Here is a 14,610-nt window from a genome sequence, read left to right as displayed (position 1 = left end):
AGTGCCAGCGACCAACGCATGCCAGCCCGAACAACGATCGGCAACCACCGGACGTTCGAGCGGACGGTGTGCGAAGCCCCAGCTTGCTGGCCGGCAACCCTCGTCGAGTTCGCGGTGGGGTGCCCTGGGTGATGACCGGGCCCAGCCCGATCCGGGTGCTGGGCAAGCGCGGGCCCCAACCCTCAGCAACCGGGGTCCCGGATTGCCGGAGGTCGTACCCATGCGTCCCACACCCGTACCCGTCTCCTCACCCGCCGTACCGCGCCCGACGGCCCCGACCGGGTCCGCCGCCGCACCGGCCGGGCCGCTCGACGTGCTCGGCGTTCCCGACCTGGTCAACCTCGACTACGCCGCCACCGCGCCGTGCGCCCGGGTCGCGGCCGACGCGGTGGCCGAGCTACTGCCCTGGTACGGCAGTGTGCACCGGGGCGCCGGGGCGCTCTCCCAGCGCAGCACGCTCGCCTACGAACGGGCCCGGCAGACGGTGGGCGACTTTCTCGGCACCCGCCCGGACGACGAAGTGATCTTCACCCGGAACACCACGGACGCACTCAACCTGCTGGCCCGCGCGGTCCCGGTCGGCACCACCGTGGTCACCTTCGGTGGCGAGCATCACGCCAACCTGCTGCCCTGGCCGAACACGGTACGACTGCCGGTGCCCCACTCGCCCGCGGCGGCCGTACGGGCCCTGAGCGAGGCGCTGCGCGAACTGCGCCGCGACACCGATCGGGCCGCGCCGGTCCTGGTGACCGTCACCGGTGCGAGCAACGTCACCGGCGAGCGCTGGCCGGTGACCGAGCTGGCCGCCGTCGCCCACCGGTACGGCGCCCGGATCGCGGTCGACGCCGCCCAGCTCGCCCCGCACGCACCGGTCGACATCGCCGAGTCGCAGCTCGACTACGTGGCGATCTCCGGGCACAAGCTGTACGCCCCGTTCGGCACCGGCGTGCTCGCCGGGCGGGCGGACTGGCTCGACGCGGCCCCGCCGTACCTGTTCGGTGGTGGCGCGACCCTCGGCGTCGGCACCGCCACCCACGACGTGCGCTGGGCGGACGGTCCCGGACGGCACGAGGCCGGCACCCCGAACCTGCTCGGCGCGGTCGCCCTCGCCGCGGTCTGTACCGCGCTCAGCGAGGCGGACCGGGACGAACTGCACGCCCGCGAGCAGGAGTTGCTGACCCGGTTGCGCAACGGCCTGCACGCCCTGCCGGGCATCGTCGAGCTGCGTACGTTCGACGCCGACACGCCACGGGTGGGCATCGTCTCGTTCGTCGTCGCCGGCCGGGATTCCGCCGATGTCGCCGCCGACCTGGCCCGGGGTCACGGAATCGGGCTCCGCGACGGACTGTTCTGCGCCCACCCGCTGGCCCGGCGGCTGCTCGCCGAGGCCGCCGGCCGCAGCGGTCGGTCCGACCTGCCGCCGACCGCGCTGCGCGCGAGCATCGGCCTCGGCAGTACCGCCGCCCACGTCGACGCACTCCTCGACGCCCTCGCCAAACTGGGCTGACCGCCCGCCACCGACCCGGCGCGCTGGTGCTCGGCGCGCTGGGCGCTGGTGCGCTGGTGCTTCGGTGCGCTGGTGCGCTGGGCGCTGCTGTCGGGCCGGTGCCCCGACCACCCGGGCCGCCGAGCCGGTCAGTGGGCCGCCGGGCGGGCGGTGTGGGTCGGGCTGGTCTGGGCACTCACCGCCTGGCGGACCAGGCGGTTCGCCTCGGTCCGCTCGACCCCGGTGGCCCGGAGCACGTCACTGGCCGTGGTCCGGACCTGGGCGACCACCACACTGCCGGAGAAGCCAACCCCCTCGTTGTACGCCCGCCCGGCGGCGGTGACCGCACGCAGCACCCGCTCCCGGGCGGCCTCCGGGTCCAGCCCGGCGCCGAGTTCCTGGTGCAGCAGCCGGACCGCGTCGGCCAACTGCCGTACCGCCGACGCCATCGCGGCCGGGATCGGCTCGTCGTCCTCCAGCGCGGTCACCGCCCGCCGGACCAGCACCCCACTGTTGTGTACGGCGTGGTTGATGTACTCGGCGCTTTCCGCGTACCGGGTCAGGGCCCGGCGTCGGTTCCACCGGGCGGGTGCGAGGGTGGCGGTCTCCCTGCCCCCCTCCAGCGCCTCCTGGAGGGTGTCCATGAACTCCTCCACCCGGCGCAGCCGCTCCAGTGCCATCGCGGCCCGGCCGGAGTCGTGTTCGCTCAGCGCGTCGGCGGTCACGGTCAGCTGTTCGGCCAGGGTCTCCAACGCGGGCCGGGCCGCCCGGTCCACGATCCGCAAAGGGTTGAGCGGCAGCAGCAGCGCCACCACGAACAGCCCCACCCCGCCGCCCACCAGCGCGTCGATGACCCGGGGAAACTCGACGTTGCTCATCTTCGGCGCCAACGCGACCAGCAGTACGGCGGTGGCGGCCGCCTGGGTAACCACGGCGACACTTCCGCCGAGGAAGATGGTGACGATGATGGACAGGGTGACGATCACTCCGAGCTGCACCGGTCCGCTGCCGACCACGATGATCAGCAGGTCCCCGATCCCGATCCCGACCGCGACTCCGAGGATCAGCTCGACGGTCCGGCGCAGCCGCTGGCCGAGCGAGGCGGCCAGCGTGCCCACCGCCGAGATCGGCGCGAAGACCGGATCCGTGTTGCCGAGGATGTCGTGCGAGATGTACCAGGAGAGCAACGCGGCCACGCCGGCCTGGAGGGCGAGCACGAAGTTGGCTCGGACGGCGTGCACCCGATCCTGCACCGTCGTCTTCGAACGCGCACTCAGCTCGCTCACTACGTGGTTGACCCGCTCGCTGTCAAGATCTGCGGCTGAGCGGACCTTGTTCCGGGCGGACTCCATGGCCGGGACTACCCACCATCGACCCGTTCAACCTCCAGCCGTGGCGGCGATCGGGGCGGTCGGATGACCGGGCTGACCGAGCGGTGGCGCACCGCCGCCCGGAACGCGGGTGCCACCGCCGCCGACTCCGCCCTGGACGATGCCGGCGGGGACCTGCTCCGGCGGTGGCGGGAGCCGCACCGGCACTACCACACGGTGGATCACCTGGTTGCCGTACTGGACGTGGTCGACGCCGAGGCGGGGTGGACCGGCGACGCCGACCCGGTCCGACTCGCGGCGTGGTGTCACGACGCGATCTACGACCCCCGGTCGCCGGGGGACACGAACGAGCGGGCCAGTGCCGCCCTCGCCACGGAGCTGCTGACCGGACTCGGCCTGCCGGCCGCGGCGGTGATCGAGGTCGAACGTCTGGTCCTGCTCACCGCCGGGCACCGGGTCGAGCCGACCGACCGGGCCGGGGCGCTGCTCTGCGACGCCGACCTGGCCATCCTCGCCGCTCCCGCCCCCGTGTACGACGAGTACGCCGCCGCGATCCGCCGCGAGTACGCCCACGTACCGGCCGAGAGCTTCCGTGCCGGCCGGGCGGCGGTGCTCCGGGACCTGCTCGACCTGCCCACCCGCTACCGGCTGCCCACCCTCGCCGCCCGCTGGGAACAACCCGCCCGCACCAACCTCACCCGCGAACTGACCCGCCTCGCCCCCTCACCCCCCGCCTGACCCGACCACTCTTGTAGAGAAAGAGTGGTTATCCGGCCCCGAATAGGCACTCTTTCTCTACAAGAGTGGCCATCCTCAACGGGAGCGGGGGGCGGGGGTTAGCGGGGTGGGTTGAGGTGTTTGGGGCGGCGGAGGTTGGCGGCGCGCAGGAGGCGGGCGATCTCCCGGCCGGGAACCACTCGGGCGCCGAGCCAGACCGCCATCGCGAAGCGGTTCTCCGGCAGGTCGTAGTGGTCCCGGTCGAACGCCCGGCGGGGTGCGCCGACCATCTCCGCGAAGACGTGCAGCTCGGCGTAGGACACGTCACTGACCAGATGTGACCAGAGTCGGCCACGGGCGGGCCAGGCGGGTGGGTCGACGTACACCATGGCCGTCACGGTAGTCCGGCGGCTAGCCTGCCACCCATGGCCCGATCCCCCCTGATCGACGACCTGCGCGCCGCCATCGGTACGGCCGCCGTGCTGACCGACCCGGACCTGCTCGCCGGCTACCGGCACGACGAGGCCGACCTGTGCGCGTCGGGCACACCGGTGGCGGTGGTCCGCCCCACCGGCACCGCCGAGGTGGTCGCCGTGGTGCGGGTGGCGGCGGCGCACGGCGTACCCGTCGTCCCGCAGGGTGCGCGGACCGGGCTGGCCGGCGGGGCGAACGCGGTCGACGGCGCGGTGCTGCTCAGCACCACCGCGATGGACCGGATCCTGGAGATCGACCCGGTCAACCGGATCGCCGTGCTGCAACCCGGCGTGGTCAACGCCGCCCTGGCCGCCGAGGTCGCCAGGTACGGCCTGCGTTACCCACCCGATCCGGGCTCCTGGGAGTCGTCCACCATCGGCGGCAACGTGGCCACCAACGCGGGCGGCATGTGCTGCGTCAAGTACGGCGTCACCGGCGAGTACGTCCTCGGCCTGGAGGTGGTGCTCGCCTCCGGTGAGGTACTGCGCACGGGTCGGCGTACCGCCAAGGGGGTGGCCGGGTACGACCTGACCCGGCTCTTCGTCGGCTCGGAGGGCACCCTCGGGGTGATCACCGAGATCACCGTCTCGCTGCGCCCCGCCCCGGAGGAGTCACTGACCCTGGTAGCGGTCTTCGAGTCGATCGCCACCGCCGGGGCGGCGGTCGCCGAGATCTCCGCCCGGGGGCTCTCCCCGAGCCTGCTGGAGTTGCTGGACCAGACCCACCTGCGGGCGATCGAGGCGTACCGGCCGATGGGGTTGCGTACGGATGCCCGGGCGCTGCTGCTCGCGGCGGTCGACACCGGCTCGCGGGCCCCGGCCGACCTGGCCCGGCTCGCCGAGGTCTGCACCTCGGCCGGCGCGGCCGAGGTGTTCGCCGCGAGCGACGCGGTGGAGGCCGCCGCACTGCTCGCGGCCCGGCGCCTGGCCCACCCGGCGATGGAGCGGTACGCGGCCGAGGCCTTCCCCGGCGGCAACGGCGGGCTCTTCCTCGACGACGTGGCGGTGCCCCGCAGCGCCCTGGCGGCCCTGCTCGACGGGGTGGAGCGGATCGGGGCCGAGCAGGGGGTGCTGATCGGGGTGGTCGGGCACGCCGGGGACGGCAACATGCACCCGCTGATCGTGGTCGACCGGGCGGATCCGGACAGTGTGGCGCGCAGCCGGCGGGCGTTCGACGCGATCATGGAGCTGGCCCTGTCGCTCGGCGGCACCTGCACCGGCGAGCACGGGGTGGGTCTGCTCAAGCGGGACTGGTTGGCCCGCGAGATCGGGCCGGTCGGCATCCGGGTCCACCAGGCGATCAAGGACGCGCTCGACCCGGCCGGCCTCTTCAACCCCGGCAAGGTCGTCGAGGGCCCGGGATGAGCCCGGTGACCCGATCGGGTCCTATCCGGCGGCCAGCCGGGCGCGGGCCCGCATCAGGGCGAATCCGAGCAGGTTGAGGCCCCGCCAGCCGGCCGGGTCCTGTGCCTGCGGGTCCGTACCGGCGAGGCCGATGCCCCAGATCCGGTCGATCGGGCTGGCCTCCACCAGCACTCGGCCGCCGGTGCCGACGAGATAGTTCCGCAGGTCCGGGTCCTGCCCGAACTTGGCGACGTTGCCGGCCACCACGAGGTCGAAGCGGTGCGCCTCCCAGACCGCCTGGTCGAAGTCACGAACCCGACGCCCCAGGGCCTGCGCGGCGGCAGGATCCGGTGCCGCCAGCACCCGCTCGGCGCTCGACTCGTCCCCGAACAGTCGTGCCTTGCCGGCCATCATGTAGTGCTCGGCGGTGGCGTACCGGATTCCGTCGACGACGAACGGCGACGGCCACCACTGGCTCAGGCAGCCCGCGCCGATGCTGCCGTCGGGCTCCGGCCGGTGCCGCCAGAAGAACAGAAACCGATGCCGTACGCCGGCCTCGGTCAACAGGCGCAGTTCGTCGACGTCACACGGCGGCAGGGCGGTCTCGGACACGCCGCCAGGTTGCCAGAGAACCGTTCGGCGACACCATCCGATTTCGACCCGTGGACAGGGCACCGGGTCAGAGCGGGGTGGCGCCCTCCAACAGCCGGACGATCGCGGTGGCGGTCGCCGGTGCCCCGTTGGGACACGCCTGCCAGAGCACGGTCGTCTGGCCGGTGTTCAGGGCGTACGAGGCGGCGTCGCGGCAACGGGGCCGGTCCCGCTCCCGTGCCTCGGCGTCCAGCTTCGGGTCGGCGAGCAGCGCCTGTAGCCGTTCCCGCTGGGACTGGTTCAACGTGCCGTTGTCGTCCCGCGGGCCGGCCAGGTAACTCCACCGTCCGTCGCCCTCCACCGACAGGGTCCGGGCGCCCTGACCGGCCCCGGTCCGGACGACCGAGACCCGGGCGGTGCCGATGGTCGGCGGTTTCGTGGTTCGGCTCGTACTCGCCCGGGGCGTCGCGCTGGCCCTCGGCGTCGGCGAGGCCGTGGTCGGCGAGGGCACGACCGGGGGCGGTGCGGGGGTGGCCACCGCCTCGCTGCCCTGCGTGGGCGAGCCGGCCTCCCAGACCGGTGGGGCCTGTTCGTCCGCCTGACCGCAGGCCGCCAACGGCACCAGCATCAGGCTCATGGCGATGACGGGTACGGCACGTTGCCACAGCCGGGCGCTCATGCGACACACCGTACGGGCAGACCGGCTCCACCGCAGCCCAGCACCGGCGCGCCGGACCGATTGTGCGTCGGACCGACCGCGCCCCGGGTCCGTGGGCGTCGCCGCGGTGGCCCACCGCGCTCCGACCCACCGTGCCCCGACCCGGTCGGACGGGGCCGCTGCCGCCCGGTCAGCTCGACGCCTCGACCCCGGCCACGTCGACACCCCGGTCGGCGGCGAACCCGCGTACGTCCGGTGCGCCGAGCCGGGCCGCGTCCGCGGTGGCGTCGTCGGGCATCCGCTGCGACTGTCGTTCCGCCTCGACCCGGGTCAGGTAGTGCTCCACCTCGCGGGCCCGGACCGGGGCGTCCCAGCCGAGTACCCGTCCCATGATCTCGGCCGCGTGTTCGGCCGACTCGGTGCCCCGGTGCGCGGTCTCGAACGAGATCCGGGTCCGCCGGGTCAGTACGTCGTCCAGGTGCAGCGCCCCCTCGGCGCTGGCCGCGTACGCGACCTCGGCGGCGAGGTATTCCGGTGCGCCGGCGAGCGGCGCGGCGAGCAGCGGATCGGCCGAGATCAGGGTGAGCAGGTCGACGGTGAGGGTGCCGTACCGCTCCAGCAGGTGCTCGACCACCCCGACCTGCACCTCGTGCCGGCGGGCCAGGTCGGCCCGGTCCCGCCACATGGCCGGGAAGCCGTCCGCGCCGAGCAGCGGCAGGTCGGCCGTACGCGACGGGCGGACCAGCCCGAGCCGGCGGGCCGCCCGGTCGACGACGTCGCTGGCCATCACCCGGTAGGTGGTGTACTTGCCGCCGGCCACCAGCAGCAGGCCGAGCATCGGCTCGACCACCGCGTGTTCGCGGGAGAGCTTGGAGGTGGAGTCCGCCTCGCCGGAGAGCAGCGGGCGCAGCCCGGCGTACACCCCTTCGATGTCCGAGGTGCTCAGCGGCCGGTCGAGCACGGTGTTGACCTGGGCGAGCAGGTAGTCGATGTCGCTGGCGGAGGCGGCCGGGTGAGCCCGGTCGAGCTGCCAGTCGGTGTCGGTGGTGCCGATGATCCAGTGGCCGCCCCAGGGGAGCACGAAGAGCACCGAGGTCGCGGTACGCAGGATCAGCCCGGCCTCGCCGGTGATCGCCGAGCGCGGCACCACCAGGTGGACGCCCTTCGAGGAACGCACCCGCAGTCCGGGGCGGGCGCCGATGTCACCGAGCATCCGCGACATGTCGTCGCTCCACACCCCGGTGGCGGCGATGACCGTACGGGCGTACACCTCGAACTCGGCGTCCGGGGAGCCGGGCCGGGCCTCCATGTCGCGTACCCGTACCCCGGTCACCTCGCGGGCCTGGCGGATCAGGCCGACGGCGCGGGCGCTGGTCACCACGGCCGCGCCCAGGCTGGCGGCGGTCCGGGCCAGGGTGACCACCAGTCGGGCGTCGTCGACCTGGCCGTCGTAGTAGCGGATCGCCCCGGCGACCGCGTCCGCGCGCAGGCTCGGGAAGAGCCGGCGGGCTCCCTCCCGGCTCAGGTGCCGGTGCAGCGGCATTCCCCGACCGCCGCCGAACACGCCCGCGAACGCGTCGTAGGCGGCCACCCCGGCGCCGTAGTAGGAGCGCCGCCAGGCGCGGGCGGGCAGTGCCGCCGGTCCGGCGCCCGACGGCAGCGGGACGAGGATCGGCACCGGCCGGACCAGGTGCGGCGCGAGCCGGGTGGCGAGCAGGCCACGTTCGGTGAGGGCCTCGTGGACCAGCCCGAACTCCAGCTGTTCCAGGTAGCGCAGCCCGCCGTGGATGAGTTTGCTGGACCGGCTGGACGTGCCTGCGGCGTAGTCCCGCGCCTCGACCAGGGCGACCCGGAGTCCGCGGGACGCGGCGTCGAGGGCGGCGCCCGCACCGGTCACCCCACCACCGATCACGAGCACGTCGAACCGTTCGCCGCGCAGGCGACGCAGGTCCGCCGCGCGGCGGATCGGTGAGAGCTGGCCGGCGGTGTACCGGGATATGTTCGGATCGCGCACCCGTCCACGTTAACCGCCTCCGGTGAACAGGTCGCGCTTCCGGTGGGTCGTACTGTTTCGGGCATGCAGGTCGGACCCCCGCAGCCCGCCGACGAACCGTCTCTCCCACCGGCGGCGCCACCGTCAGCGCCACCGTCGGCGGCGGCCGAACCGGCTCCCCGGCCACCGGGGCAACCGCCGTGGCCGCCCCAGCACCCGTCGTGGCCGCCGGGACAGCCGCCATGGCAGCAGCCACCCTGGTCGTCGGGGCAGCCACCCTGGCCACCGGGTTCGGCGGTGGGCCGGCCGGGCGGCGGGCCGTGGCCGGTGGTGGCGGCGGTGCTGGTCGGTTGCTGGGCGGTCGCGGTGACGGTCGGCGCCCAGGCGGTCGGCTGGCTGGTGGAGCAGGTGCTGCTGGTCGGCGGGCTGACCCAACCGGCGTGGGTCTGGCCGGTCACCGGTCTCGTCAACACGGTGCTGGTCGGCGTGCCGGCGGTGCTGCTGGCCGTGCTGCCCCGGTCCGTACCGGTCCGGGCCGCCGGTCGGGTCTGGCTGGTCGGTGGACTCGCCCTCGGCGTCTTCGGCCTGCTCCGGGCCATTCCTCCGGCACAGAACGAGGGCTACCTGGCCGCACTCGCCCTGACCGCCACGCTGGCGACGATTCTCGTACGCCGGTACGCCGGCCGATCCCGCCGCCCGGTCCCCGTCGACCCTGCCCCCGGTGCCCTGTCGGCTTCCGCGCCGGATGCCCCACCGGTTCCCGCGTCAGGATCGGGCTCCTCCGGGGTCGGGCTGGCGGTCGCCGCCGGGCTGGCGCTGCTGCTGCCCTGGGTCTGGCTGGGCGCGCTCGGCGGTCTGCTCGAAACCGGGCTGGCACTGGCCGCTTCGGCGGCCCTCGGCTGGTTCGTCGGCAGCCTGCTCGACCGGGGCTTCTGGACCGGGTACGAGCACCGCTCCGACGGCAGCCCCGCCGGCCCGGCCCGGTTGGTGCTGCTCGGCGGTCTGGTGTCCGGCGTCGCCCTGACCCTCGTCGCGGGCGGGACCGGCCCGGCCGGCACGCAACTCGCCGCCCTGCTCGTCCTGCCGGCGGCCGGCTTCACCATCGCCGCCCTGCGCCGGGTCACCCGCCCGGCCGTCACCGGACCGACTGCCACCCAGCCGGCCGTCACCGGACCGACTGCCGCCCTACCGGCCGTCAGCGGGACGGGGCGTTTCGGCGGGTCGGCGCCGGCTGGTTGGCTGGTCGGCGTGGCCGTACTCGGGCCGCTGGCCTTCGTGGACCCGGAGGAGATCTCGGTCCTGCTGTCCGACAACCGGGACGTACCGTTCTGGGCGGCGGTCGCCGCCGCCGGTTCGCTCGCGGTGGCGCTGCTGCTCGGAATCGCGTACGGCGTCGTCTTCGGCCGCGCCCGGTCCGTCGTCCCGCGTCGCCGGGTGGGAGCGGTGGCGGCGGTGGGACTGCTGCTGGTGGCCGGGGGCGTCTACATCGGACCGGGGCAGCCGGGGTTCCACGGCGAGAAGCTCTTTGTGGTGCTGAAGGAGCAGGCGTCAATGGGCGACCTGCGCGCCGCGCCGACCGGGGCGGCCGGGCAGCCGGCCCGGGTCCGGGAGGTCTACCAACGACTGGTCGACACCGCGTCCCGGTCACAGGTGGACCTGCGTCGCCAGTTCGACCGCTGGCGACTGGACTACACGCCGTACTACCTGGTCAACGCGATCGAGGTGGACGGCGGCCCGGTCGTACGCGCCTGGCTGTCCGGGCGGGACGACGTGGACCGGGTGCTGCTCAGTCAGCAACTGCGTCCACTGCCCGAGCGACCGGAGACCAGTCACGGCGACGGGGCGGCGCCGACCGTACCGTCCTGGAACCTGACCCAGATCGGCGCCGACCGGGTCTGGTCGCAGTTGGGGACCACCGGTTCGGGGATCGTCGTCGGCAGCTCGGACTCCGGCGTGGACGGTCGGCACCCGGCGCTGAGCGGCGGCTTCCGGGGCGGGGACGACTCCTGGTACGACCCGTGGAACGGCACCCGCTCCCCCACCGACCAGGGCGGTCACGGTACGCACACGCTCGCCTCCGCCATCGGTGGGCAAAACGTCGGTGTCGCTCCCGGTGCCCGTTGGATCGGCTGCGTCAACCTCGACCGCAACCTCGGCAACCCGGCGCACTACCTGGACTGCCTCCAGTTCATGCTGGCGCCGTTCCCGAACGGCGGTGACCCGTTCACCGACGGTCGGCCGGACCGCGCCCCGCAGGTGCTGACGAACTCGTGGGGCTGCCCGCCGATCGAGGGCTGCGACGCCGGGGCGCTCCGCCCGGCCACGGCCGCCTTCGCCGCGGCCGGGATCTTCTTCACCGCCGCCGCCGGCAACACGGGTCCGGGCTGTGACTCGATCGACGACCCGCCGGCCCCGTACGCCGATGTCCTCACCGTGGGTGCGGTGGACCGGGAGCGGCGGGTGGCGCCGTTCTCCAGTCGGGGCCCGGCGGCCGGCGGTGCGGCCAAGCCGGACCTGGTCGCACCGGGCGCGGACGTGCTGTCGGCGATGCCAGGCGGCGGGTACGCCGTCCTCAGCGGCACCTCGATGGCGGCCCCGCACGTGGCGGGCGTGGTGGCGCTGATGTGGTCGGCGAATCCGGCGCTCGTCGGTGACCTGGACCGGACCTGGCGGATCCTGCGGGAGACCGCCGCGCCGGTGGTGCCGTCCGAGGACGGTCCGGCCGGGCCGGACACCACCTGCGGTCCGCCGGGCAATCTCACCGGGGCGGGTCTGGTCGATGCGTACGCGGCGGTCCGGGAAGCCGGGCAGGCCCGCTGAACCGGGTACGACCAGCAGGGTGGGCAGCGCGACCGGGCCGCCATGTCCTATGGTCGGCGGTCGTGGACCACGATTTCTCGATCATCGAGCTGACCGACGACGACGTGCCCGCGGTGGTGGCCCTCTGCGGTGAGGCGCTGGATCTGCCGGACGACGCGGCCGAGGCGGCGGTGATCGTGGCCCGACTCCGGGACACCACCACGCTGCCGGGCGCCCCGATCCGCCGCCGTACGGTCGGTTTCGTCGCCGTCGTGGGGTCCGCGACGGTGGGTGTGGTGCTCGGCTCGATCGCCCACCGTGACTCGTCCCTGGGTCACGTCGACCTGGTCGCGGTGCACCCGGAGCACCGCCGTCGAGGGATCGGGCGGGCCCTGCTGGCCCGGATCGAGGGCGCCCTGTCCGGGCTCGGCGCGAGTGAGGTGCTGCTGGCCGGCAACCCGCCGCACTACGCCTGGCCCGGCATCGACGTGCGCTACACCCCGGCGGTCTGTGCCGCGATGGCGCTCGGCTACGAGCAGGAGAACACCGCCTGGAACATGACGGCCGACCTGTCGTACGACGGGTCGCCGGCCCTGCGCGGCACCGAGGACGCCGAACGGCGGCTGGCCGGACAGGGCATCACGGTACGCCGGGCCGAACCGGACGACGCGGCGATGCTGGTCGAGTTCGCGCGGGAGACGTTCGGGGTGGGCTGGGGCGGTGAGGTCGCCGACTCGATCGGCCGTACGGGCGCCGGCTGCCACATCGCCGTACGCGACCGGGTCGCCCCCTCCACCGCCGACGGTCCCGCCCCGGACGCCGCCGGTGCCGCCGGGGACGGCTCGACGGTCGAGGTGCTCGGCTTCGCCGCGTACGGGTCGTCGCGGCCGAGTTGGTTCGGTCCGATGGGCACCGCGCCGGCCGCGCAGGGGCTCGGGATCGGCGGGGTGCTGCTGCGGCGGTGCCTGGCCGACCAGCGGGCGGCGGGACACCTGCGGGCGGAGATCGGCTGGGTGGGCCCGGTGCCGTTCTATGCCAGCAATTCGGGTGCGCGGATCGAGCGGGTCTTCTTCCTCTACCGCAAGCAACTCTGACCGCCGCCCGGCATCCCCCGACGCCTGCCACCGCAGTGCACGAAAAGGGCGAATAGGAGATATCCGTTTATAGTGCCGTTTCTCAGCACCGTCGCCTTCCCGGCTCCTACCGTTTGAGCCAAGGAGGAAGTCATGGCGAAGGACGACGAACCGACTGACGATCTCGCCGCGGCCGCCTGGGCCAGGATGGCTGCGGAGATTCCCGCCGAAACGCCGGTACATCGCCTCGATTACGGCGACGCGGACCAGCGTGCGGAAATGGATCGGCTGGACGAACTCTCATCCGAGGAACCGCTGGAGATGGTCGACGCGCCGATCCAGATCAGGAAGCCGTTCTCCCGTACGGACAAGCAACGCAATCAACGACGACTACCGACATGACGTAAGGGGCGGACCGCTGACGCGGCCCGCCCCTTACCAATGCAACGTGACTGGACTCAGAAGTCCATGTCCCCGCCGCCCGGCGCAGCCGCCGGGGCCGGGTTCTTCTCCGGCTTGTCCGCCACCACTGCCTCGGTGGTCAGGAACAGAGCCGCGATCGAGGCCGCGTTCTGCAGCGCCGAACGGGTCACCTTGGCCGGGTCGATGATGCCGGCCTTGAGCAGGTCGACGTACTCACCGTTCGCGGCGTTCAGGCCGTGGCCGGCCTCCAGGTTGCGAACCTTCTCCACCACGACGCCACCCTCAAGGCCGGCGTTGACGGCGATCTGGCGCAGCGGGGCGTCGAGCGCGATCTTGACGATCGTCGCACCGGTCGCCTCGTCACCCGAGAGGTCCAGCTTGTCGAAGGCGGTCTTGCCGGCCTGCACCAGCGCGACGCCACCACCGGGAACGATGCCCTCTTCGACAGCCGCCTTCGCGTTGCGAACGGCGTCCTCGATGCGGTGCTTGCGCTCCTTGAGCTCGACCTCGGTGGCCGCGCCGACCTTGATCACCGCAACACCGCCGGCCAGCTTGGCCAGGCGCTCCTGCAGCTTCTCGCGGTCGTAGTCCGAGTCGCTCTTCTCGATCTCGGCGCGGATCTGGTTGACCCGACCCTGGATCTGGTCGGCGTCACCGGCACCGTCGACGATCGTGGTCTCGTCCTTGGTCACCACGACCTTGCGGGCGCGGCCCAGCATGTCGAGGCCGATGCCGTCGAGCTTGAGGCCCAGCTCCTCGCTGATGACCGCGCCACCCGCGAGGATGGCGATGTCGGTCAGCATGGCCTTGCGACGGTCACCGAAGCCCGGAGCCTTGACGGCGACGGACTTGAAGGTGCCCCGAACCTTGTTGACGATGAGGGTGGCCAGGGCCTCGCCCTCGACGTCCTCGGAGATGATCAGCAGCGGCTTGCCCGACTGCATGACCTTCTCCAGGATCGGCAGCAGGTCCTTCACCGAAGCGATCTTGCTGTTGACGATCAGGATGTAGGGGTCGTCGAGGACGGCCTCCATCCGCTCCGGGTCGGTCCAGAAGTAGGGCGAGATGTAGCCCTTGTCGAAGCGCATACCCTCGGTGAGCTCAAGATCGAGCCCGAAGGTGTTGCTCTCCTCGACGGTGATGACGCCTTCCTTGCCGACCTTGTCCATCGCCTCGGCGATGATCTCACCGACGGTGGTGTCACCGGCGGAGATCGACGCGGTCGAGGCGATCTGCTCCTTGGTCTCGACGTCCTTGGCGAGCTTGGCCAGCTCCTCCGCCACCGCCGCCACCGCAGCCTCGATGCCCCGCTTCAGGGCCATCGGGTTCGCGCCGGCCGCGACGTTGCGCAGGCCCTCGCGGACCAGCGCCTGGGCCAGGACGGTCGCCGTCGTCGTGCCGTCACCGGCAACGTCGTCGGTCTTCTTGGCGACCTCCTTGACCAGCTCGGCGCCGATCTTCTCGTAGGGGTCCTCAAGCTCGATTTCCTTGGCGATGCTCACACCATCGTTGGTGATGGTGGGGGCGCCCCACTTCTTCTCGAGCACGACGTTGCGGCCCTTCGGGCCGAGCGTCACCTTGACGGCGTCGGCGAGCTGGTTCATGCCCCGCTCGAGGCCACGGCGGGCCTCTTCGTCGAACGCGATGATCTTGGCCATACGGCGTTGTCCTCCTGGACACTCACGGCCACCCGAGCCGGTTGGTCCCGGATCGGCCGCCTGA

Annotated in this window: 12 protein-coding genes and 1 riboswitch; of the genes, 6 read left to right on the top strand and 6 right to left on the bottom strand. The window is 73.1% G+C overall.

The window, feature by feature from the left end; all coding sequences use genetic code 11:
• Positions 1 to 53: 53 nt before the first annotated feature.
• Positions 54 to 175: riboswitch (SAM riboswitch) on the top strand.
• 45 nt (positions 176 to 220) lie between these two features.
• Positions 221 to 1,507, top strand: a complete 1,287-nt coding sequence (locus ACZ6QQ_RS24510) for an aminotransferase class V-fold PLP-dependent enzyme (RefSeq protein WP_465879379.1) — start codon at positions 221 to 223, stop codon at positions 1,505 to 1,507.
• 128 nt (positions 1,508 to 1,635) lie between these two features.
• On the opposite strand, the gene ACZ6QQ_RS24505 is transcribed toward ACZ6QQ_RS24510, so the two are convergent.
• A complete protein-coding gene (locus ACZ6QQ_RS24505) occupies positions 1,636 to 2,772 on the bottom strand; it encodes an FUSC family protein (RefSeq protein WP_465879378.1) in 1,137 nt (378 codons plus the stop codon).
• A 129-nt stretch (positions 2,773 to 2,901) separates the two neighbouring features.
• On the opposite strand from ACZ6QQ_RS24505, the gene ACZ6QQ_RS24500 reads away from it, so the two are divergent.
• Complete coding sequence (locus ACZ6QQ_RS24500; protein ID WP_465879377.1) at positions 2,902 to 3,555, top strand: HD domain-containing protein; 654 nt, start codon at positions 2,902 to 2,904, stop codon at positions 3,553 to 3,555.
• 98 nt (positions 3,556 to 3,653) lie between these two features.
• On the opposite strand, the gene ACZ6QQ_RS24495 is transcribed toward ACZ6QQ_RS24500, so the two are convergent.
• Positions 3,654 to 3,923 carry a DUF4031 domain-containing protein gene (locus ACZ6QQ_RS24495; RefSeq protein ID WP_465879376.1) on the bottom strand — a complete coding sequence of 90 codons (270 nt, stop codon included), beginning with the start codon at positions 3,921 to 3,923 and terminating at the stop codon, positions 3,654 to 3,656.
• 36 nt (positions 3,924 to 3,959) lie between these two features.
• On the opposite strand from ACZ6QQ_RS24495, the gene ACZ6QQ_RS24490 reads away from it, so the two are divergent.
• Positions 3,960 to 5,372 (top strand): FAD-binding oxidoreductase, encoded by a 1,413-nt coding sequence (locus ACZ6QQ_RS24490; protein ID WP_465879375.1) that lies wholly within the window; start codon positions 3,960 to 3,962, stop codon positions 5,370 to 5,372.
• Between the two features lie 21 nt (positions 5,373 to 5,393).
• On the opposite strand, the gene ACZ6QQ_RS24485 is transcribed toward ACZ6QQ_RS24490, so the two are convergent.
• From ACZ6QQ_RS24485 to ACZ6QQ_RS24475, 3 genes are all read right to left on the bottom strand, one after another.
• Positions 5,394 to 5,963: an NADAR family protein gene (locus ACZ6QQ_RS24485; protein ID WP_465879374.1), complete on the bottom strand. Its 570-nt coding sequence runs from the start codon at positions 5,961 to 5,963 to the stop codon at positions 5,394 to 5,396.
• Between the two features lie 67 nt (positions 5,964 to 6,030).
• The gene (locus ACZ6QQ_RS24480; protein WP_465879372.1) at positions 6,031 to 6,621 is read right to left on the bottom strand and encodes a hypothetical protein; all 591 of its coding nucleotides are present in this window, start codon (positions 6,619 to 6,621) and stop codon (positions 6,031 to 6,033) included.
• Between the two features lie 169 nt (positions 6,622 to 6,790).
• Entirely contained in the window at positions 6,791 to 8,599 is a 1,809-nt protein-coding gene (locus ACZ6QQ_RS24475; protein WP_465879560.1) for a glycerol-3-phosphate dehydrogenase/oxidase, read from the bottom strand.
• 291 nt (positions 8,600 to 8,890) lie between these two features.
• On the opposite strand from ACZ6QQ_RS24475, the gene ACZ6QQ_RS24470 reads away from it, so the two are divergent.
• The 3 genes from ACZ6QQ_RS24470 to ACZ6QQ_RS24460 all read left to right on the top strand — a co-directional run bounded on the left by ACZ6QQ_RS24470 (position 8,891) and on the right by ACZ6QQ_RS24460 (position 12,867).
• Complete coding sequence (locus ACZ6QQ_RS24470) at positions 8,891 to 11,413, top strand: S8 family serine peptidase (protein WP_465879371.1); 2,523 nt, start codon at positions 8,891 to 8,893, stop codon at positions 11,411 to 11,413.
• A gap of 62 nt (positions 11,414 to 11,475) precedes the next feature.
• Positions 11,476 to 12,486, top strand: a complete 1,011-nt coding sequence (locus ACZ6QQ_RS24465; RefSeq protein ID WP_465879370.1) for a GNAT family N-acetyltransferase — start codon at positions 11,476 to 11,478, stop codon at positions 12,484 to 12,486.
• A 132-nt stretch (positions 12,487 to 12,618) separates the two neighbouring features.
• The gene (locus tag ACZ6QQ_RS24460; RefSeq protein ID WP_465879369.1) at positions 12,619 to 12,867 is read left to right on the top strand and encodes a hypothetical protein; all 249 of its coding nucleotides are present in this window, start codon (positions 12,619 to 12,621) and stop codon (positions 12,865 to 12,867) included.
• A gap of 56 nt (positions 12,868 to 12,923) precedes the next feature.
• Here the strand turns inward: ACZ6QQ_RS24460 and groL are convergent, their stop codons facing one another.
• Positions 12,924 to 14,546 carry a chaperonin GroEL gene (gene groL / locus ACZ6QQ_RS24455; RefSeq protein ID WP_465879368.1) on the bottom strand — a complete coding sequence of 541 codons (1,623 nt, stop codon included), beginning with the start codon at positions 14,544 to 14,546 and terminating at the stop codon, positions 12,924 to 12,926.
• Positions 14,547 to 14,610 lie beyond the last annotated feature (64 nt).

The sequence above is a fragment of the Micromonospora sp. NPDC049529 genome (assembly GCF_055586685.1).
Note: the sequence above shows the minus strand (reverse complement) of the source record. Positions and strands in the feature narration are given on the sequence as shown.